This window comes from Streptomyces sp. NPDC058751, from assembly GCF_042746485.1.
In the GTDB taxonomy this organism is placed as follows: Bacteria; Actinomycetota; Actinomycetes; order Streptomycetales; family Streptomycetaceae; genus Streptomyces.
In genome coordinates this window covers 1-17,884 of the sequence record NZ_JBHYPZ010000019.1, presented here as the reverse complement: position 1 = coordinate 17,884, position 17,884 = coordinate 1, and the positions used below count along the sequence as shown (strand labels likewise).

General features: G+C 69.5%; 14 protein-coding genes. 6 read left to right on the top strand and 8 right to left on the bottom strand.

Going from position 1 to position 17,884, the window contains the following annotated elements; translation table 11 throughout:
• Positions 1–17 precede the first annotated feature (17 nt).
• Positions 18–1,667: a hypothetical protein gene (locus ACFW6B_RS18950; RefSeq protein ID WP_386597440.1), complete on the top strand. Its 1,650-nt coding sequence runs from the start codon at positions 18–20 to the stop codon at positions 1,665–1,667.
• A gap of 227 nt (positions 1,668–1,894) precedes the next feature.
• Positions 1,895–2,302 carry a hypothetical protein gene (locus ACFW6B_RS18945; RefSeq protein ID WP_386597438.1) on the top strand — a complete coding sequence of 136 codons (408 nt, stop codon included), beginning with the start codon at positions 1,895–1,897 and terminating at the stop codon, positions 2,300–2,302.
• Here the strand turns inward: ACFW6B_RS18945 and ACFW6B_RS18940 are convergent.
• The 5 genes from ACFW6B_RS18940 to ACFW6B_RS18920 all read right to left on the bottom strand — a co-directional run bounded on the left by ACFW6B_RS18940 (position 2,260) and on the right by ACFW6B_RS18920 (position 7,857).
• The gene (locus tag ACFW6B_RS18940) at positions 2,260–2,523 is read right to left on the bottom strand and encodes a transposase family protein (protein WP_386597435.1); all 264 of its coding nucleotides are present in this window, start codon (positions 2,521–2,523) and stop codon (positions 2,260–2,262) included. The two genes, ACFW6B_RS18945 and ACFW6B_RS18940, sit on opposite strands and share 43 nt — an antisense overlap.
• Positions 2,524–2,769: 246 nt before the next feature.
• Positions 2,770–3,423: a response regulator gene (locus ACFW6B_RS18935; protein ID WP_386597433.1), complete on the bottom strand. Its 654-nt coding sequence runs from the start codon at positions 3,421–3,423 to the stop codon at positions 2,770–2,772.
• On the bottom strand, positions 3,411–4,628 hold the full coding sequence (locus ACFW6B_RS18930; RefSeq protein WP_386597431.1) for a histidine kinase: 1,218 nt from the start codon (positions 4,626–4,628) through the stop codon (positions 3,411–3,413). The genes ACFW6B_RS18935 and ACFW6B_RS18930 overlap by 13 nt, the downstream gene beginning before the upstream one ends.
• A gap of 47 nt (positions 4,629–4,675) precedes the next feature.
• Positions 4,676–6,607 carry a glycoside hydrolase family 95-like protein gene (locus ACFW6B_RS18925; protein ID WP_386597429.1) on the bottom strand — a complete coding sequence of 644 codons (1,932 nt, stop codon included), beginning with the start codon at positions 6,605–6,607 and terminating at the stop codon, positions 4,676–4,678.
• A 41-nt stretch (positions 6,608–6,648) separates the two neighbouring features.
• Positions 6,649–7,857: a nucleotide disphospho-sugar-binding domain-containing protein gene (locus ACFW6B_RS18920; RefSeq protein ID WP_386597427.1), complete on the bottom strand. Its 1,209-nt coding sequence runs from the start codon at positions 7,855–7,857 to the stop codon at positions 6,649–6,651.
• 188 nt (positions 7,858–8,045) lie between these two features.
• Here ACFW6B_RS18920 and ACFW6B_RS18915 point away from each other — a divergent pair, with 188 nt between their 5' ends.
• From ACFW6B_RS18915 to ACFW6B_RS18905, 3 genes are read left to right on the top strand one after another with little or no spacing between them, the layout of a single operon-like run.
• Positions 8,046–9,257 (top strand): cytochrome P450, encoded by a 1,212-nt coding sequence (locus ACFW6B_RS18915; protein ID WP_386597425.1) that lies wholly within the window; start codon positions 8,046–8,048, stop codon positions 9,255–9,257.
• Between the two features lie 9 nt (positions 9,258–9,266).
• Complete coding sequence (locus tag ACFW6B_RS18910; RefSeq protein WP_386597423.1) at positions 9,267–12,014, top strand: ferritin-like domain-containing protein; 2,748 nt, start codon at positions 9,267–9,269, stop codon at positions 12,012–12,014.
• Positions 12,015–12,036: 22 nt separating this feature from the next.
• Entirely contained in the window at positions 12,037–14,106 is a 2,070-nt protein-coding gene (locus ACFW6B_RS18905) for an aminotransferase class I/II-fold pyridoxal phosphate-dependent enzyme (protein ID WP_386597421.1), read from the top strand.
• Positions 14,107–14,170: 64 nt separating this feature from the next.
• Here ACFW6B_RS18905 and ACFW6B_RS18900 read toward each other — a convergent pair whose 3' ends face one another.
• Genes ACFW6B_RS18900 through ACFW6B_RS18890 form a run of 3 tightly spaced genes read right to left on the bottom strand, consistent with a single transcriptional unit; the run spans position 14,171 to position 16,955 of the window.
• Positions 14,171–15,295, bottom strand: a complete 1,125-nt coding sequence (locus ACFW6B_RS18900) for a zinc-binding dehydrogenase (protein WP_386597419.1) — start codon at positions 15,293–15,295, stop codon at positions 14,171–14,173.
• Entirely contained in the window at positions 15,292–16,125 is an 834-nt protein-coding gene (locus ACFW6B_RS18895) for a phytanoyl-CoA dioxygenase family protein (RefSeq protein ID WP_386597417.1), read from the bottom strand. The genes ACFW6B_RS18900 and ACFW6B_RS18895 overlap by 4 nt, the downstream gene beginning before the upstream one ends.
• The gene (locus tag ACFW6B_RS18890) at positions 16,122–16,955 is read right to left on the bottom strand and encodes a proline hydroxylase (RefSeq protein WP_386597415.1); all 834 of its coding nucleotides are present in this window, start codon (positions 16,953–16,955) and stop codon (positions 16,122–16,124) included. The genes ACFW6B_RS18895 and ACFW6B_RS18890 overlap by 4 nt, the downstream gene beginning before the upstream one ends.
• Before the next feature lie 197 nt (positions 16,956–17,152).
• Between ACFW6B_RS18890 and ACFW6B_RS18885 the strand changes: the two genes are divergently transcribed.
• Positions 17,153–17,755: a glycosyltransferase family 2 protein gene (locus ACFW6B_RS18885; RefSeq protein WP_386597413.1), complete on the top strand. Its 603-nt coding sequence runs from the start codon at positions 17,153–17,155 to the stop codon at positions 17,753–17,755.
• Positions 17,756–17,884: the final 129 nt, after the last annotated feature.

Below are 17,884 nucleotides of genomic sequence, written 5' to 3'. Positions count from 1 at the left end.
CGACCGGAGACGACGACGTGCCGCAGGAACCCTCCATCACCTCGTGGACCCGCCTCGAACCCCGTACCCGTGCCGCCGACATGACGCCCGGCCTGCAGGCCCGCACCGCCGACCCGCTGTGGCTGCTGGGGCGGCAGTGGCAGGTCGGGGAGTTCCAGGGCGAGGACGCGGGCTCCCCGGTGTCGGTCCGGCTGCGCGCCGACTGCGCCCGCCTCACCCGCTACCAGGGCGACGCCGACCCCGCCCCGCTGCCCCTCGACGCGGACCTGCCACTGGAGGCCGTGGTGGAACGGGACACCCCGGCCGCCTCCCTCGACCGCCGCACCGCCGCCCAACTCGGCCTGGAGTACCTGCGGTTGCTGCGCGACGAGGGAGCCGGAGCCGTCGCCGCGCTGCTGGCCGCCGCCTACCCGATCAGCGCCGCGCCCGGTCCGGTCGCCGACGACGCCACCACCGGCTATCTCGCCGCCGTGGCCGGACGGGCCCCCGACGGGCTGGCCCTGGCCGCCGAACTCGCCCCGGCCCAGGGCACCGGCCGCGACACCCCGTCCCGGGTCACCGTCCCCGCGGCGCTCACCGCCGCGGTCACCCGGGCCACGGCCGCCTGGCGGAAGCTGCTCGGGCTGCCGGTCACCGCCCCGACGGGCGGCGGCGCGTGGATCCCGCAGCGGCTGGAGCACGGGTTCTCCGTCGCAGCACGCCACGGGGACGACGAGACCGTGCTGCGGGCCGCCGAGTACCCGGGCGGGCGGCTGGACTGGTACGCCTTCGACCACCGCCCCGGCGCCACCCTGGGCACGCCCGCGGCCGCCCCCCAGAAGGTGGTCCGCACGGTGCTGCCGACCGTCGCCTCCTACCCGGGCATGCCGGCCACCCGCTGGTGGGAGATGGAGGACGCCCGGGTGTACTGGGGCGGTCTGACCGCCGAATCCACCGACCTGGCACGGCTGTTGCTCGCCGAGTACGCGACCTCGTACGCCAACGACTACTTCCTCGTACCGCTGGAACTGCCCGCGGGGACAGTCACCCGCGTCACCTCCGTGGTGGTCACCGACACCTTCGGCGAACGGGTGCTGCTGCCGCCCGCGCCGCAGGACTGGACCCTGTTCCGCTCCAGCGTCGCCGACTCCCGTGACACCGCCGATCTGCTGCTGCTCCTGCCGGGCGCGGTGGACGCGCTGGACGGCGAACCCGTCGAGGAGGTGCTGTTCCTGCGCGACGAGGCCGCCAACCTGGCGTGGGCGGTCGAGGAGGCGGTGGCCGGAGCGGCCGGCCACCGCGTCGACCGCCACCGGCTGGCCGCCGTCACCGGGGCGCTGCCGCCCGCGCCCGTCGCGACCGGTCAGGGCGTGATGCGCCGCTACCGCCTGCAGAGCACCGTCCCCGAGCACTGGGTGCCGCTCGCACCCGTCCCCGACCCCGCCGCCCCGGGCCGCACCCTGCTGCACCGCTACGGCGCCGGTGCCCGTGGACAGATCCTGCAGCCCGGCACCACGCTTCGGCTTCCGTCCGAGGAGGTTCCCCGGGAGGGAGTCCGCGTCACCCGCCGATGGCAGCTCGCCCGCACCGCGGCGGGGGCCACCGCGCTCTGGTCCTCGCGCGCCACCCTGCCCGGCCGCGGCGAGGGCTCCAGCGGCCTGCGTTTCGACACCGCCGACCCGGCGTGAGCGGATCGGTACGCCCCCGGGGCCCACGAGCTGCCCTTCGCGGAAGGCAGTGATCCTTTTCCAACCTGACTACCTGGCATGTGTGACCCAGGCAGTCGTGGTCACCGGTTCCCGCTCGGCATGATGCCAAGTGGCGCCTTCGGCTTCGAGCACGCGGGACGTCTGTCCCGATGACCAGTCCGGTGGTGCATGGCATCATGCGCAGTGATCACTGACTGGGGGCTGTGATGCTGGGTGCCTACCTGATGGGGTACATACCTTCGTTGGCCATTCTGGTGTTTGCTGTGGCGGCCAACTGGGCGCGCTTGCCCCTGCGGCGGCGAGGCGTGCGCACGCAAGGGCGAAAGGGCGGCGACAGCTGGAGCGCCGGGATCCTCTCCGTGGATGTCGTCTACCGAGATCACTTGGGGGAGCGCCACTACGTGACGGTAGCCCCCGAGGACCTGCCGAAAAGAGGCAGCTCGTCTGTCGTCGAGATCGTTTATGATCCGCGGAATCCGAGAAGGGCGATGTCAGCAGGAGAGTTTGAGCGGCCAGTCTGGAAGACCACCGACGGCGGCTTCTTCTTCGCCGCGATCGGCACAGCCCTGCTCTACACGGTGCTCCTCCTGCTCTTGGCGTGGTCCCGGTTGTGACGCCGGCGTCGGCCGCGCGGGCTCCTGCCCCGGAACGGGATGCGGATGGCGGGGCTCGCACCTTGATACGCCTTGTCCGCCCAGCACTTGATGTCGTGGGCGGTCAGAGCGGCTGGGATGTCGTGGATCTGGGCTGCGGCCAGGTCGTGGGTGGCTCCCGGCAGTGCGTCCGATGCCCGGATCAGGCGCCCGGCCGGGTCGGCGAGGACCTGCACGTTCATGCCGTGGTGCTTCTTCTTCCCCGAGACCGATGCGGGACGTGCAGGCCGCAGCCGCTGCCAGGGTGGCCGCCGTGCCCAGCCATGGTCCGCCATGCCATGTGGTCGTAGGTCCAGGCGTGGTCGAAGCCGAGCTCTTCGACCGCACGCCACCTCGATCGAGCCTCCGGCCAGGTGTGTTCGGGGAGGATGACTACGCCTATGCGCACTGGTCACACCCTTCGCGAATGGTGAGTACTGCGGTGGTGATCACACGTTCAGATACGCCAGTACGGCCAGTACCCGGCGATGGTCGTCCGGTGCTTGCGGCAGGTCCAGTTTGGTGAAGATGGCGGCGATACGCTTGGAGACCGTGGCCTCCGTGACCACGAGCCGACGGGCGATGGCAGCATTGGAGCGACCCTCCGCGATGAGGCCCAAAACCTCCCGCTCCTTGGGACTGAGCCGCTGCAAAGGGTCGTGATGGCGGCTCAGAAGCTGGCGCACCACCTCGGGATCCACCACCGTGCCACCCCGGGCCACCGTGTCCAGCGCCGAGACGAATTCCTCGATCTCCCCGATGCGGTCCTTGAGCATGTATCCCATTGCGGCACCCTGCCGGTCAGAAGCGAGGAGCTCGGAGGCATACCCCTGTGAGACGTACTGGCTGAGTACCAGCACCGCCAGACCGGGATGATCGGCGCGCAGCCGACGGGCGGCGCGCAACCCGTCATCGGTGTTGTCGGGGGGCATGCGTACGTCGACGATGACGGCGTCCGGCTTGTGCTCGGCCACCGCGGCGATCAGCGACGGGGCGTCGCCGACCGAGGCGAGCACGGTGTGCCCGAAGCGCTCCAGTAACCCGACCAGCCCCTCACGCAGCAGGACGGAGTCCTCCGCGATGACCAGCCTCAGTGATTGCACGGAATCTCCACTCGCAGGACGGTCGGCCCACCGACCGGTGAATAGAGGAACATTCTGCCGTTGAGGACCGCGAGACGGTCGGTGATGCCGATGAGCCCGGTGCCTGCCTCCGTGTCGGCGCCGCCGACCCCGTCGTCCCGGATCTCCACCACCAGCTTGCCGTCCCCGAGCCGGCCGCGGACCCAGGCGCGGGTCGCCTTGCTGTGCTTGGCGACGTTGGCGAGGGCTTCACACACCACGAAGTAGGCGGTGCTCTCCACCTGCGCGAAGAGCCGCTCGGGCAGAACGATGTCGACCTCCACCGGGACCACCGAGCGGCCGGCAATGTCCTGGACCGCCGGTTCCAGACCGCGGTCGGTAAGCACCTGGGGATGGATGTTGTGGATCAGCTCGCGCAGTTCCTTCAGTGCCTGCTTGGCCTGGCTCCGTGCCTCCCGCACCTGTTGGGCGGCGAGCGAGTCCGGGGGCAAGTCCAGCTCGGCCAGGCCGAGCTTCATGGACAGGGTGACGAGCCGCTGCTGCGCACCGTCGTGGAGGTCGCGTTCAATACGACGGCGCTCCACCTCGAAAGCGTCCACGAGCCGGGCCCGGGACTCCATGACCTGGGTCAGTTCGCTGTCTCGGGGATCCAGTACGGCGATGGCCATCGCGGCCCGTACGCCTGCCCAGGCCGCGATCGGATACGCCGCGATGGGCAGCAGCACCATGCCTGTGAGCACTCCGGCCCAGCCGACGGCGAAGCTCGCGGTCGGTTGGAAGGGGGCGCTCATCAGGAACAGCGGAATCCCCAGGGAGACCAAGGTGATGCCGAGGTCCGTCCACCACAGCACCAGCAACGCCAACAGCCCGTAGCCGATTTCACGCGCTCCGCCCGCGGCGCGCAGGCGTTCCTTGAGCCTGCTCCACAGCGGGCGGGCCGGCTGCTCGTCGGCGTCGGCCGACGGCACGGTCATCACGAGCCGCAGGCGCCAGAGTTCGTAGCGGGACACGCCCCACGCCACGACGACGGCCACGGCCAGCAGCACCACGACAGCGAGCGGACCGAGTACGTCCCATAGGAGGTACAGCAGCCCGCCGAGGCCCGCGACGCAGGCTCCCATGGCGGCGCTGGACAGCAGATAGCCGAGCGACCGCCAGGGCCAGGACGAGCTGAGGAAGCTCAACGGGCGTTGTGCGAGGGCCTCCAGCGTATTGCGCGCGATCATGCTGCGACCGTAGCGGCTGACGTCACTCATCGACATGGGTGCCAGGTCTACTTCTGGGGTCCGGACATCCCCCAGGCGCGAGGCGTTCCGGCGGCTTCCACCATCCGTGGCTCGGCGGCGGGACGCTGCCCGCGCCGGACCACCACGACGCTCTCGCCGCGTCCGAGCGGGACCCGCACCGCTCGTGGGCCACTGGGTTGCCAGGGCCTGGGCCTGCCGTTCTCGTCGAGTACCTCGAAGGAGCCTTCGATGCCGTGGTCGAGCAGGAGCGGCTCGCCGGCCTCGCTACGCACACGGACCCAGTCGGTACGGCCATGGCTGCGCTCGGCGTCGACGAGAAAGGCTCCGGGCGCGCGCAGACCCGCCACCGTCGTGTCCGGCCATTCCTGTGGGGTGGCCGGAAACACCCGCAGGGTGCCGCCCCAGGAGTCCAACAGGAGGTCGAGGGCCGCCTGCCCGGCGCCCAGCGGCACGGACACCGCCGTCTCGCCGCCCTCCTCCCCCCTGCCCGCGCGGTAGAGCGCTCCGCCGCCCAGGTTCGCCAGGAAGTGTCGGAGGTGCGACGACGCCTCACTCGCCTCGCCCACCGCGGCGGCGAGGCCTGCGGCGGTGACGTAGGAAGAACCGTGCCAGTTGTCGCGCATGGAGGCCCAGTGGGCGTAGCTGCGCCGTGCCAGTTCGGTACGCGCCTGCGGGAGTCCTTCCCGCAGCGGGTGGAGCCATAGCAGGTGCGAAGCGTATGGGTGGGAGCGGGCGAGCGGGGCACCGCGGCCGATCAGCACGCCGTCCGGGCCGGTGGGGTACGAAGTGAGGCGGGCCGCGATGTCGCGCCAACGGTCGAGTGCCGTTTCCTGGATGCCGAGGCGCCGGGTGGAGTCGATCAGCATGGAGAGCGCCCAGCGGAGCAGTGCCAGAGCGTGGGAGGCGTCGGGCACATCGGCGTAGTGCGGCGAGTGGGTGGCCGGAAGGTGCAGCCGCCCGTCGGGTTCCGCCACGAGGAAGTACGTGTAGAAACCGACCGCCTTGCGCAACGCGGGGTGCAACCAGTCGCGGAGGATGCGCTGGTCCATGCTCGTGCGGTACGCCGCCTCGACGGCCGGCAGTCCCCATGAACTGATGGGATCGGAGGCCCGGCCGCCCTTGGAGCCGACGCCGGGCAGTCCGCCGTACAGATGGTTGTGGCTCGCCGTGCGCGGGCGGTGTCCCGTGGCCGCGACGACCGGGTCGAGTGCGAGGTGGTCGGTGGTACCGAGCAGGGGGTGGCCGAAGCCGGTGACGGGGGTGTCCCGGCGCAGTGCCGCCGCCGACAGATAGATCTGGGCCCAGTAGAACCGCTGCACGGTGCGGTCCGGTACGGAGAGGAAGCCACGCCGGTAGTGGTCCTGCCACCAGCGGCGGTGCTCGATGTCGAGGCGCTGCAGGGCTGCGAGCGCCCGGCGGACCGCTCCGGCGTCAGCACCCGCTACCAGGACCCGGGCCGGTCCGCGGGTCTCCTCCTGGAGAGGGAGCGGGTGGCCGGCGGGTGTTGGCTGCCAGGCAGCTTCCGATTCCGCCCCCTCGGTGCTCAGGCGGACCACCAGGACACCGCTCCCGTGCGGCACGAGAGCGGTGAGGTGCACCCTGCCGCGTGTGGTGGTAATGGTCGCCTTGAGCTCCGCGTGCCACAGATCCAGCTGCCAGTGGTGCGCGGTGGGCGTCCCTGCGAACCGTAGGACAAGCCTGGCCGCCGCCGACTGCCAGGCATCCGACGTGTCCCGCACCTCGAACGCCAAGAGGTTCGGGGAGTCCCCGCAGCGGACCTGTACACGGAGTGATCCGTCGCCAAGGCAGGGCGCGTCCTGCCAGTCCTCGGGCGGACGGTCCCAGACCATCCGGGCGTCCCGTACGGACTCCTCGTAGGGGTCGGTCCGCCGGGGCTCGTCCGCGGCCCAGGCCGGGGCGCCGCCGGGTCCGGCGGCTCCCGCCGCTCCCAGCCCCACGGCCGTCGCTCCCTGCAGGACCGTCCTTCTGCGTGGCCCGGTCATCGGTCGCCCCCCAGAACGTTCCGCCCTTCCCGGGCAAGTTCATCCAGGACATCGGCGGCGGCCGCGGGGCCGTTCAACCGGCCCATACGGGCGGAGAGTTCGTCCAGTGTGCGGCGGATTCCCTGATTGCTCATCACCTCGTCGAGGGCGGTGACGAAACGTTGCCCCTCGCTCTCGGCCGGTATAACGACACCCACTCCGGCGGCAGCGAGCCGACGGGCGATCTCCCGCTGGTCGGCCGCCCGAGGTACGAGGACCATGGGTTTACCGAGCGCGAGCCCCTCCAGGGCCGAGTTCATCCCGCCGTGCGAGAGGAAGGCGTCACAGCGCTCCAGGACCGCGGACTGCGGCACGTACTGACGGGCGATCACGTTTGCCGGCAGCGGCCCCAGCTCGGCCGGGTCGGTGTGCGAGGTGGCGAGCACCACCAGCCAGCGGGTCCCGGCGAAGGCGTCAGCGATCTTGCGGAAGAATTCCGGACCCCTGGTGAACATGGTGCCGGTGGACACGTAAAGGGAGGGCTCGCGCTCGATGCGGTCCCAGGGGAGGTCGTCCGAGTAGCCCGTGGCGGAGCCATCGGTGCCCACGGGTTCGCGGCGCAGCGGTCCGACGAAGTGAAAGCGCTCGTCGAACGACTCCCGGGCGGGCTGGAGTTCGGGCACGGTGTTGACCAGGGCTTTCGTGGCTCCCGCCGTGACCCGTCGGCGCAACCCGGGCTGGATCCGTGCGACGCCGAACAGTTTGACCAGGGTGGCCGCTCGGGAGCCGAGATGCCGGCGGACCTCGTCGAGGAGCACCTCTTCGCTGATGGCGTAGGTCACGTAGAAGGAGACGAAGGGAACGCCGGCGGCTTCGGCGGCGCGGATTCCCCAGATGGCCATGATGTCGGCGACGACAACGGCCGGATCCCAAGTCGGCCAGCGGTCGACAAGTTCTTCGGTCAGACGGCGCTGCTCACGAAAGACGTCCCAGATCCGGCGGATCCGGCGCAGACGGTGTCCGAACGTCGGCCGTTCCGGTACGCCCCCTCGGGGCCGGATGGCGATCTCGGTGACCGTGCAGCCCACCTCGCGGAACACCTCGGCGAAGGGGGCACTGATCACCACGTCCACCTGATGTTCACGCCCGACCAGTTCGGCGGCGAGCGCGACCATGGGCGTCACATGCCCGTGCAAAGGAAATGGGGCGAGGAGGTATCGCGTCATGAACTCTGCCTTCCCACAGGAGAATTCATGGAGAATTCCCATCGGCATTCGCGACACTAACAGTTTCCCGAACCCAAGTCACTGTCATTAAGCCTGGAACGAAAGACGCACGACACCGAGGCGACCCAAGCAGGCTATTCCCAACGGCAGTTGACGATTCCTGATGCGGGACGGCAGGCTGGTCGACCATGACCGCTCCCAGTACGACGAGCCTGCTCGACCTGTTCGGTTCTGAATGGGCGGCGAACCCTTACCCATTCTACGCCGAGCTCCGCGCGAACAGCCCAGTCCAGTGGGACGAATGGATGCAGTCCTGGGCGATACTCGGGCACCCGGAGATCGTTCAGCTCTCCAAGGACGAACGGCTTTCCGGTGCCCGTATAGCCGATTTCCACGAGAGTCTTCCGGCGCAGTCACGCGGCAATATCACCCTGTTGGCCAAAACCCTCTCCGACATGATGCTGTTCAATGAACCACCGCGTCACACGGGGCTGCGCCGCCTCATCAAGCCGGGGCTCACACCACGCTTCGTACGGGAAATGCGGCCACTCATCGAAGAGCTGGCGAACGAACTACTGGAACGGGCCCTGCCACACGGACGCATGGACGTCATCCACGACTTCTCGGAGCCGCTCAGTCGCGGCATCATCGCGAAGCTGGCCGGCGTTCCCGACGACGCGGCGCATCTGCTGGAGAGCTGGCAGGGGCTGCTGCACGAGTTCTTCACCCAGTCCAGCGCGCAGAACGGACGCATCGAGGCGCTCAGGGAGTCCTTCGACCGAGGCACGCGGGCCCGGCGGGACGGCTCGGCCGAGGATCTCTTCAGCCGGATGATCAGCGCTCAACTGCGCGATGCGGAGTACACCGACGACGAGATTTTCGCGAATTTCCTGCTGCTCATCGACGCGGGCCAGGCGACCACGACCCACCTCATCGGCAACGCGGTGCTCGCCCTGCTGCAGAACGAGGACCAGACCCGGCTCCTGCGCAACAGCCCGGAAATGACCACGAACGCCGCCCATGAGCTGATGCGTTACGACAGCTCGGTCCAGTTCACCACCCGGATCGCTCTCGCCGACATCGAGATCGGGGGACAGCTGATACGCCGCGGCCAGTCGGTGACACTGGTGCTCGGTTCCGGAAATCGCGACCCGCGCCGCTATGCCGACCCGGACACCCTCGACATCACCCGAAGGGCCGCCGACCACCTCTCCTTCGGTCATGGAATTCACTACTGCCTGGGCGCCTCGCTCGCCCTCTCGGAAATCGACGTGGCGATGCGCACACTGTTGCGCCGGGTGGACAACTGGTCGCTCGCCAAGGCCGATCCTGACTGGCTCGACAGCATCAACTTCCGTTTCCTGAAGAGCCTGCCGATCACCTTCGAACCACATGACTGAGAGGCGCCTGTGTCGTACCTCGGATTCCCTCGGCTCAATTTCGCCGGCACCTTCCAGGCCGATGTGGCCACCGCGAACAACCTCGCACCTTATTTCGACAACGACCTCTTCGAACCGCGGTTCCAGTGGCGTATGGACCTGCCCGACGCCAACGGACTCTGGAATCCACGTGGTTCGGGTGCGTTACGGCTCACCGATGTACGGGTGACCAGTGTCTGCCGGCCCGACGGCCGGGTGCTGACGAAGGGTTCCGAGGACCCGGTCGTGGGCGGGTGGGTCGCGGACGACGACCGGCGTCCCAACGGCAAGTTCGTGGACCTGGATCCGCAAAACCAGATGGTCTCCGAGATCTACGGTCTGCGCCTGCGGGTCCTGGACGCAAAGGGCCGGGAACAACTGCGCGGCGACTTCGCGCCGGCGGCGATGGAGGACGTGTGGATCCGTGCGACGCTGCCCTCGGGCCGTGGCGATCCCTCGGCCACCTATCAATCCGTCCTCACCGGCGTGCGATGGGCCGAGAACCTCACGTCGCCGCTGCTGCAGACGATGCGCGCGGCCACCCACGGCGACACGCTCTCGGTGAAGCTCAACCTGGACGGTGTCGAGGACGGAGTCGAGCGGTGGCTCGATTCACTCACCTTCGGCCGTGTCGTGGGCTCCATCGGCCCGTACGCCGAGGGAGAGCCACGACACCTGGTGGCCGGACGCCGCCTGCGGAAGTCCAGCGACTCCGGTCTGCTGCACCACGCTCCGTGCCGGGTCGACGAGGACACCCGTACGGTCTTCGTGGACCTGGGCAACAGCATCCGGGCCACCTCGCGCGGCGGGCCTCTGCAGAGCCTGGGCCCCCTGCGCCTGGTGGCCCTGGACGAGGACGGAACCCGGCACGACCTCGGTCGGCTCGAAGGCATGGACGCGGACTTCTACGAGCGGCTCGCGGGCATCGCCACGGTCGGGCTGACGCCCGCGCAGGCCCAGTCGGTACGCGAGCGACGGCTGGCCGTCGTGGACGCGTCCGGAGACGAGCCCACCGTCGTCCTGGCCGAGAACGAGGACGCGACCTTCCTGCGGGCGGACGGCGGGGTCTTCCGCATCTATCCGGAGGCTCCACACGATGTCGTCAGCACCGTCGTCCACGCCACCCGGTACGGCCGCCCGGCCGCCGGTGTACGGATAGCCCTCGACACCGGGTCACTGCCCGCGGTGCTGCGAGCACCGGAAACAGTGACGACCGGGTCGGACGGCCGGACCCGGATCACGCTGACCGGAACCGACCCGGGCACTCCGCGCCGCGCCATCGACGGCATCGTGGCCGACGTCGGCTACTGCGTCGCGGGCGGCCCCAAGGAGCCGGAAGGCCGACTGAGCATCCGGCTCTTCAGTCATCACCGCATACCGGAACGGCCCACCTGGGTCCGGGATGTGCAGCCGGTTCTGCAGCAGTACGCCAACCTCTACCCGGCCATGCACGACGTGTTCGACCTGGGGCACTACGGCCATGTCGCCGGGCACGCCGTGTACATCGGGAAGTCACTGCTCGCGCCCCTTGAATCACCTCACCACATGCCCGTCACACGGGATCTCTCACCAGGAAAGCGGGACACCATCGTGAAGTGGCTGGCCACCGAACCGGCTCCGCCCATCCTCGAGATCGACTCGATCAACGACCTGCGGTCGGCGCTCCAGCAGGCGCTGCTCGTGGAGCACGCGACCATCCCGCCCTACCTGGCGGCGCTGCTGTCGGTGAAGTCCGGCCACAACACCGAGATCGCCGACATCATCCGGGGCGTGGTCCTGGAGGAGATGCAGCACATGGCCCAGGTGGGCAATCTCCTGAACGCCGTCAGCGGCACACCGCAGATCGGCCGCCCCGGTCTGGTGCCGACCTACCCCGGCCGGCTGCCGGGTCCGGTACTGCCGGACCTGAAGGTACGGCTGCGCAAGCTCTCGCTGGAGCACGTCAGGAACGTCTTCATGGCGATCGAGCTGCCCGAGTACCCGGTGGTCGACGGGAAGCGGTTCAAGGGCGCGGTGATCAGCCCCGAGGACGTCAAGGTCAGCCGCAGGGGCGAAGTCCTGGCCGCCGACGACAAGGCCGTCCGCACTCTGGAGAGCTGGTTCGAGAAAGCCGAGTACAAGCCCCAGACCATCGGCTGGTTCTACAACCTGATCGCCCGCGCAGTCATCCGGCTTGACCGGGAGGGCAAACTGTTCACGGGCGACCCGGCCCGCCAGGTGAGCTGGCCGGGGGCGCCGGGCGTGCTGTTCCGCGTCGAGGACAGGCGCTCCGCGCTGCTGGCCATTCACCAGATCATCGAGCAGGGCGAGGGCAGTCCGCACGATCTCAACGGCAACGGCGTCGCCGACCCCGGTGAGTTCGGGCACTACTACCGGTTCCAGGAGATCGTCGAGGGGCGCCGACTGATCAGGAACGCAAAGGGTGCCTGGGTCTTCGAAGGGGAACGCGTGCCCTTCGACCCCGATGGGGTGCACCCGACGGCCGACGACCCGGACACCTACAGACTGCCGGCCGGTTCCGTGGCCCGCCGCGACTCCGAACAGTGCGACGAGTCGTACACCCGCGCCCTGACCTCCCTGAACCGGGTGTTCAACGGACACCCGGAGGAGATGGACGACGCCGTCGGTCTCATGTACCAGATGCAGGTACAGGCCAAGAAGCTGCTCGGCATCGACGTGCCGAACGGCGGCGGCACCGTGGTCGGCCCTTCGTTCCAGTCCCCCGGCGTGCGCTTCTGACCACCCAAGAGAGGGCAACGACATGAACGACGACAGCACATTGCGCCTGCACTGCAACGAGAACCCCTACGGTCCGCCCGACGGGGTCGTCGAAGCCGCCACCGCCGAACTACGGGAACGGTGCCCCGAGTACCCCGACAGCGAGTCGACCCTGCTGCGCACACGCCTTGCCGCGCACTACGACGTGGACGAGGCCATGGTGGCGGTCGGCAACGGCGCGGACGAGCTGGTCCTGCTCACCGCCCTGACCTTCCTGCGGCCCGGGGACGCGGCCCTGGTCACCGACTCGACCTTCCCCGGCTACGCGGCGGCCGCCGGCCTCGCCCGCGCAGAGGTCCACGGGGTGCCGCTGACCGGGCACCGGGTGGCTGTGGACGCACTGACCGTGGGCCTGGCGCAGGACGGTGTCCGGCTGGCCTTCGTCTGCAATCCGCACAACCCGACGGGCACCGTGCTCGGCGGCGCCGACGTGGAGCACATCATCGACCGCGCGGAAGCGGCAGGCGTGATACCCGTGTTCGACGAGGCGTACATGGAGTACGCGTCGCCGGAATACGAACACGCGGTCGGGGCGGTACGCGCGGGGCGGCGGCTGATCGTGCTGCGCACCTTCTCCAAGATCTGGGGGCTGGCCTCGCTGCGAGCCGGTTACGCCCTCGGCCCGAGGGATCTCATCGCCAGGCTAGGAGCGACCCACCGGACTGTGCCGTTCAGTGTGAACCGGGTAGCCCAGCGGGCGGCCGCCGCCGCTCTGGACCACCCCGCGCACGTGCAGCTCAACCGGGTGCGCAACGCCGAGGCTCGCGAACTACTGTACGCAGGGCTGGAGTCCGCCGGGGTCGGCTACGTCAGGTCGCAGACCAACTTCGTCCTCGTCGAGGCGCCCGGCGGCGCCGAGCTGGTCGGCCGACTGGCCGAGAACCACGGCATCATCACGCGGGATCTGGGGATCTTCGGTCTGCCCGGGCATCTGCGGGTCACCGTCGGGACGCCCGAGCAGGTGGAGCGGTTCTCCCGGGCGCTGGCCGTGGAGGTCCCCCGGCGGCCAGCGCACCGCATGCCGAGCAGCGGTCTGGGTGCCCCGCGCGGCGCCGAGGACTTCCCCACCATGGAGCCCCAGGAACCTGCCTCGCTGTTCAACGGATACGTCGGCGCACATGTGGTGCTCGCCCTCACCGAGCTCGGGGTGTGGGACGCGCTCGGCGAGCGCCCCCGTTCGCTGGACGACCTGCTGGAGCGGACCGGCGCGGACGAGGCCAAGCTCTCCGCGCTGCTGCGGATCGCGGCGCTCCTCGGCCATGTCGAGTTCGACGCGGACAGGGTGGGACTGACGGCGGCCGGCCATGAACTGATCAGGCACTCCGGATACTTCACCTGGGGTGTCGGCGGTTACGGCGAACTGATGGGACGGCTGTCCCAGCTCGCCGACGGCTCCGTGGCGTTCGGTCGTGAGGTGGGCCGGGACGGGCGGCGCATCGCGGTGGGGTCGGGACTGGTGGGCCGCACGATGATGCTGCCCGTAGAGGAGAAGGTCGCCTCGGCTCTCGACTACGCGTCCGTGGCGGACCTGGGGTGTGGTGACGCGTCCCGGCTGATCCGGCTGTGCGGCACCGACACCGAGCGACGCGGCCTCGGCATCGAGGTGAACGCGGCGGCCTGCGAGTCCGCACGGCAGCGGATCGGTGATGCGGGCCTGTCACACCGGCTTGACGTGGTGCAGGCCGACGTCCTCGACCATGTCGACCAGCAGACGTTTCCCGGGATCGACCTGGTCACCAGTTTCCTGATGATGCACGACCTGTTCGATCTCACCGGGGACCCAGCGGGCGTGATGCGCATCCTGCGCGACGTCTTCCCGGATGCGCGGCACTTCATGATCGCGGACACGGTGGCCCAGGACTGGTCTGCACACGACGGGCCGCTGCCGGTGTTCTCCGCGGAGTTCGAGCTGGTACACACCTTCATGGACACCCCGATCCTCGGAATCGACACCTATGAGAAGGCCTTCGCCGACGCGGGACTACGCATCGAACGCCGCGAACCGTTCGGCGCTCCGTCGACGTGGCTGTGGCTGCTGAGCACGGGCCGGTAGGGACAGACGACGACGGGCTGCCCGAGTGCGTCTCGCACTCGGGCAGCCCGTCGGCCGTGCCGCGTCAGTTCGCCAGAACCGCCTTCATGACGGATCCCGCGGTCACCGCGGCCACGGCCTCGTCCGCCGACGCCAGAGGGTACGGGGTCACCAGTGCCTCCAGGTCGAACCGCGCGGTCAGCGCAGGCAGCAGCCGGATGTAGTCAACGAGATGAGCCCCGGTGAAGGCCCAGGACCCGATGACGTCGAGCTGCCGGTGGACGATCTGATGCGGGTTCACCGGAGTGTCCCCCGCGTCCGTGTACTGCCCGACGACGAGGTACGAGCCGCCCCGGCGGGCCAGGCGCAGGCCCTGCGCCACCGCGGCCGGCACCCCGGTGCACTCGATCACCAGGTCGGCGCCGCGGCCGCCGGTGAGTTCGCGCACCTGCGCCAGGACCTTGTCGGCCGCCTCGGGACCGCCGCCGACGATGTCGACGTGCTCGTCCCCGATGCGCGCCCGCCGGGCCAGGTCCAGCCGGGCGGCGGGCCCGCCGACAATGATCACCCGTGCGGCACCGGAGAGCTGGGCGACCGCCGCCGCGGCCAGACCGACGGGACCGCTGCCCTGGACGACGACAGTCTCCCCCACGCGCACCGGCCGACGGTCGTAGAGGGCGTGCACCATGGTGGGTCCGGCGCAAGCCAGCGACATAGCGGCCAGCGGGCCGACGCTCTCGGGCAGCCGGACCACGGTGGTGCCCGCACGCAGGTGAATGTACTCGGCCCAGGACCCGGAGAGCGCGGGGGGCTGTGTGGTGGGCCGGTTGACGCCGTACGTCCTGCGGTTCTCGCAGAGTGTCGGCTCCCGGTACTGGCGGCACGGCACACAGGCGCCGCAGGCGATCGACGAGGCCCACATGACCGTGTCGCCCACGCTCAGCGGGCGTCCCTCGGCGTCCTGTCCGGCGCCGGCCCCGGCCTCGTGGACCGTGCCCAGGCCCTCGTGGCCGAGCACCAGCGGTGTCGGGATGTCGAGGTGCCCCTTGCTCAGATGGACGTCCGTGCCGCAGATCCCTCCGTAGGCACAGGCGACCACAAGCTCACCCGGACCCGCGGCGGGCACCTCGAACGACCGCAGCACCAAGGGTTCACCGAAGCGTTCGAGCACTATCGCGCGGGCGTCGATCGCCCCGGCCCGAGCCGTCATACCGTGCCTCCGACCCTCAGGTCGATCGGCTCGTCGCTGAGCTCCAGGGGTGTCGTGTCACGTCCGACGACGTAGGCGGGCCGCGGCTCGCCGAGCGGGACCGGCGCGTTAGCGACATCGTTGTATGTGGCGATCAGCAGCCGACGCGGGAACGGCGACATGTTGGGCGCGGAGCCGTGCACGATCTGCGGGTCGAAGAGGATGACGGATCCCGCGGCGCCCTTGGGGCTGACCATGCCATGCCGGTCGACCAGCATGCTCATCTGCTCGGGGCGCAGGGCTATGTCGTCCGGATCGAGGTGCTGTGCGGAACGGGACGAGGCGTTGCGGAAGTCCCGCAGCAGACCGGAGCGGTGCGAGCCCGGCAGGAAGATCAACGGGCCGTTGAACTCGGTCACTTCGTCGAGGAACAGGCCGATGTTGACCTGGCGCGGCTCGGCCAGGTTGTCGGCGAGTTTCCAAGCCAGAAAGTCTTGGTGCCAGGCCCACTTGTCGCCACCGAACGCAGGCTTGGCATTGATCTTGAGCTGGTAGACGTAGAGGTCGTCGGACATCAGCTGCCGGGCGGGACCGAGCAGCCGTGGGGTGCGCACCAGCGTGGCGAACTCGCGACGCCGCTCGTGCGAGGCGTACACCGCGCGCACCGCTTCGCCGTTCTCCTCCAGGATGCGCTGCGGCCCCGGGGTCAGGCAGTCGGCGTCGAAGGCGTCCGACAGGGCCTCGACCTCGGCGGGGTCGAAGAGGGAATCGAGGACCAGGAAACCGTTCTCCCGGTAGTGGGCGATCTGATCGGAACTGAGCTGCACTCTTTCCTCCACTTGCTGCTTCATGACCAGTACAGGAGCCCGCCCTGTCCGGTGACGCCCAGGAAGAAGGACAGACTGATCCGGCGTCCCTCGCCCTCGCTCGCCCTGACGAGGTGGTAGTTGCGGGGGTCAAAGACGATCGCGTCGCCGGCTTCGGGGCGCACGGCGGCGACCGGCTCGTCAGCGACCATCTCCTCAGCCCAGCCGTAACCGTCGCGGAACTTCTCGTCCGTCGGACTCCAGCGGCGCCGGTAGACCCAGGTGTCGCCACCGCCCTCGGGCATCGACAGGTACCAGTTGAAGGCGAGCTGGCACACCGGCTCGGTATCGAGCGCTCCGGGCAGCTCGCGGACAATCTCGTCCCAGTGCATCTTCATGCCGGTGGAGATCTCACGGATCATCCCGGCGAACAGCGGACGTCCCTGGCAGGTCGCCGGCTCGACCGGCCCCGGCCACACTGAGCGGAAGCGCCTCACGGCATGCTCCAGCGGGTCGTTGCCGTCCAGCAGAGTGGTGCGGACGGCGACCGACTCTTCGGCGCTGTGCCAGTAGTCCTGGTTCAGCTCGCGGGCACCGTAGTAGTCGTAGGCGGCCGGACCGAGTTTGGCCACCGGCGGGTAGACGACCTCGGCGTCGTAGGCGCCCAGCGGGTGCTCGTCGAGCGCCGTCATGATCTTCGAGCACATCTCCGCGGAGCCGAAGCCCCGCACCCGCACGGCACCGAGCACGCCGGAGGCGAGTCGCTGCAGATGGTCCGGGCGAAGGTCGTCGGTGACCTCGGCGTCGAACAGCGTGTAGATCGGCGAGCCGTTACTGCTCACGTCCTCCAGCTGACGGGTATCCAGTTCGGACACGCATTCCCCCCAATTCCCGCACCCAGGGTGCTATTTCATGGGCTTCTTACCTGCGGACACTAACAGCACCTGAGTTTCCGGTCACCGTTGTTAAGCAGTGCATGAAACAGCGCGGGACCTCATTGACGGCACTCGCGCTGCGGAGCAGACTGCGCGAGATATCGGGAATCAAAAGACAGCCGATGAGCGGAGTCCGCATGAATGACATAACCGTCTGCATTGCCACAATCCCGCCGCGTCAGGAGCATCTGCAAAAGGCGCTCGCTTCAGTGGCGCGGCAGACCCTCCAACCTGCCTCGATCGTCGTGGAGTACGACCACGAACGAACCGGCGCCGCGGCCACGAAGAACAGGGCGCTGGCGAAGGTGACCACCGCCTGGACGGCTTTCCTGGACGACGACGACGAGTTCCTCCCGCACCATCTGGAGCGGATCCGCGACTGCGCGCAGACCACGGGCGCCGATGTCGTCTACCCCATCCCCCGGGTACCCCGGTACGAGAGCGGGCGGGATCCGATGGGGCGCTACGGTGTGCCGTTCGACGAGGAGGAGCTGCGTCGGCGCTCCTACATCCAGACCACGACGCTGGTGCGCACGGACCTGTTCAAGAAGGCGGGCGGGTTCCAGCTGCCCAAGGCCTTCCCCGGCTGCCCGTTCGACGACTGGGGGGCCTGGCTGGCGCTGCTGGACGTGGGCGCGAAGTTCGTGCACCTGCCGGAGGAGACGTTCATCTGGAACCACTGGGGCATGGGACAGCCCGGGGTACCGGGCAACACCTCGGGCATGGCCAGCCGTTGGTGAAGGAGCCGCGGGGAAGGGGGCAGGGGGGGGGGGCGGCTGGCGGTCGGGGCGACCAGCCCCACACCCCCCCGCCAGAGGGGCCCGGTCCCCACCGTCGCGCACCGCCGCGTCTGCCGCCGGCACGAGCCC

Bases quoted from the DNA above. Each gene is read 5' to 3' on its own strand.
- ACFW6B_RS18945 (WP_386597438.1), top strand. From the start codon at position 1,895: ATGCTGGGTGCCTACCTGATGGGGTACATACCTTCGTTGGCCATTCTG.
- ACFW6B_RS18940 (WP_386597435.1), bottom strand. From the start codon at position 2,523: ATGAACGTGCAGGTCCTCGCCGACCCGGCCGGGCGCCTGATCCGGGCA.
- ACFW6B_RS18930 (WP_386597431.1), bottom strand. From the start codon at position 4,628: ATGATCGCGCGCAATACGCTGGAGGCCCTCGCACAACGCCCGTTGAGC.
- ACFW6B_RS18920 (WP_386597427.1), bottom strand. From the start codon at position 7,857: ATGACGCGATACCTCCTCGCCCCATTTCCTTTGCACGGGCATGTGACG.
- ACFW6B_RS18915 (WP_386597425.1), top strand. From the start codon at position 8,046: ATGACCGCTCCCAGTACGACGAGCCTGCTCGACCTGTTCGGTTCTGAA.
- ACFW6B_RS18905 (WP_386597421.1), top strand. From the start codon at position 12,037: ATGAACGACGACAGCACATTGCGCCTGCACTGCAACGAGAACCCCTAC.
- ACFW6B_RS18900 (WP_386597419.1), bottom strand. From the start codon at position 15,295: ATGACGGCTCGGGCCGGGGCGATCGACGCCCGCGCGATAGTGCTCGAA.
- ACFW6B_RS18895 (WP_386597417.1), bottom strand. From the start codon at position 16,125: ATGAAGCAGCAAGTGGAGGAAAGAGTGCAGCTCAGTTCCGATCAGATC.
- ACFW6B_RS18885 (WP_386597413.1), top strand. From the start codon at position 17,153: ATGAATGACATAACCGTCTGCATTGCCACAATCCCGCCGCGTCAGGAG.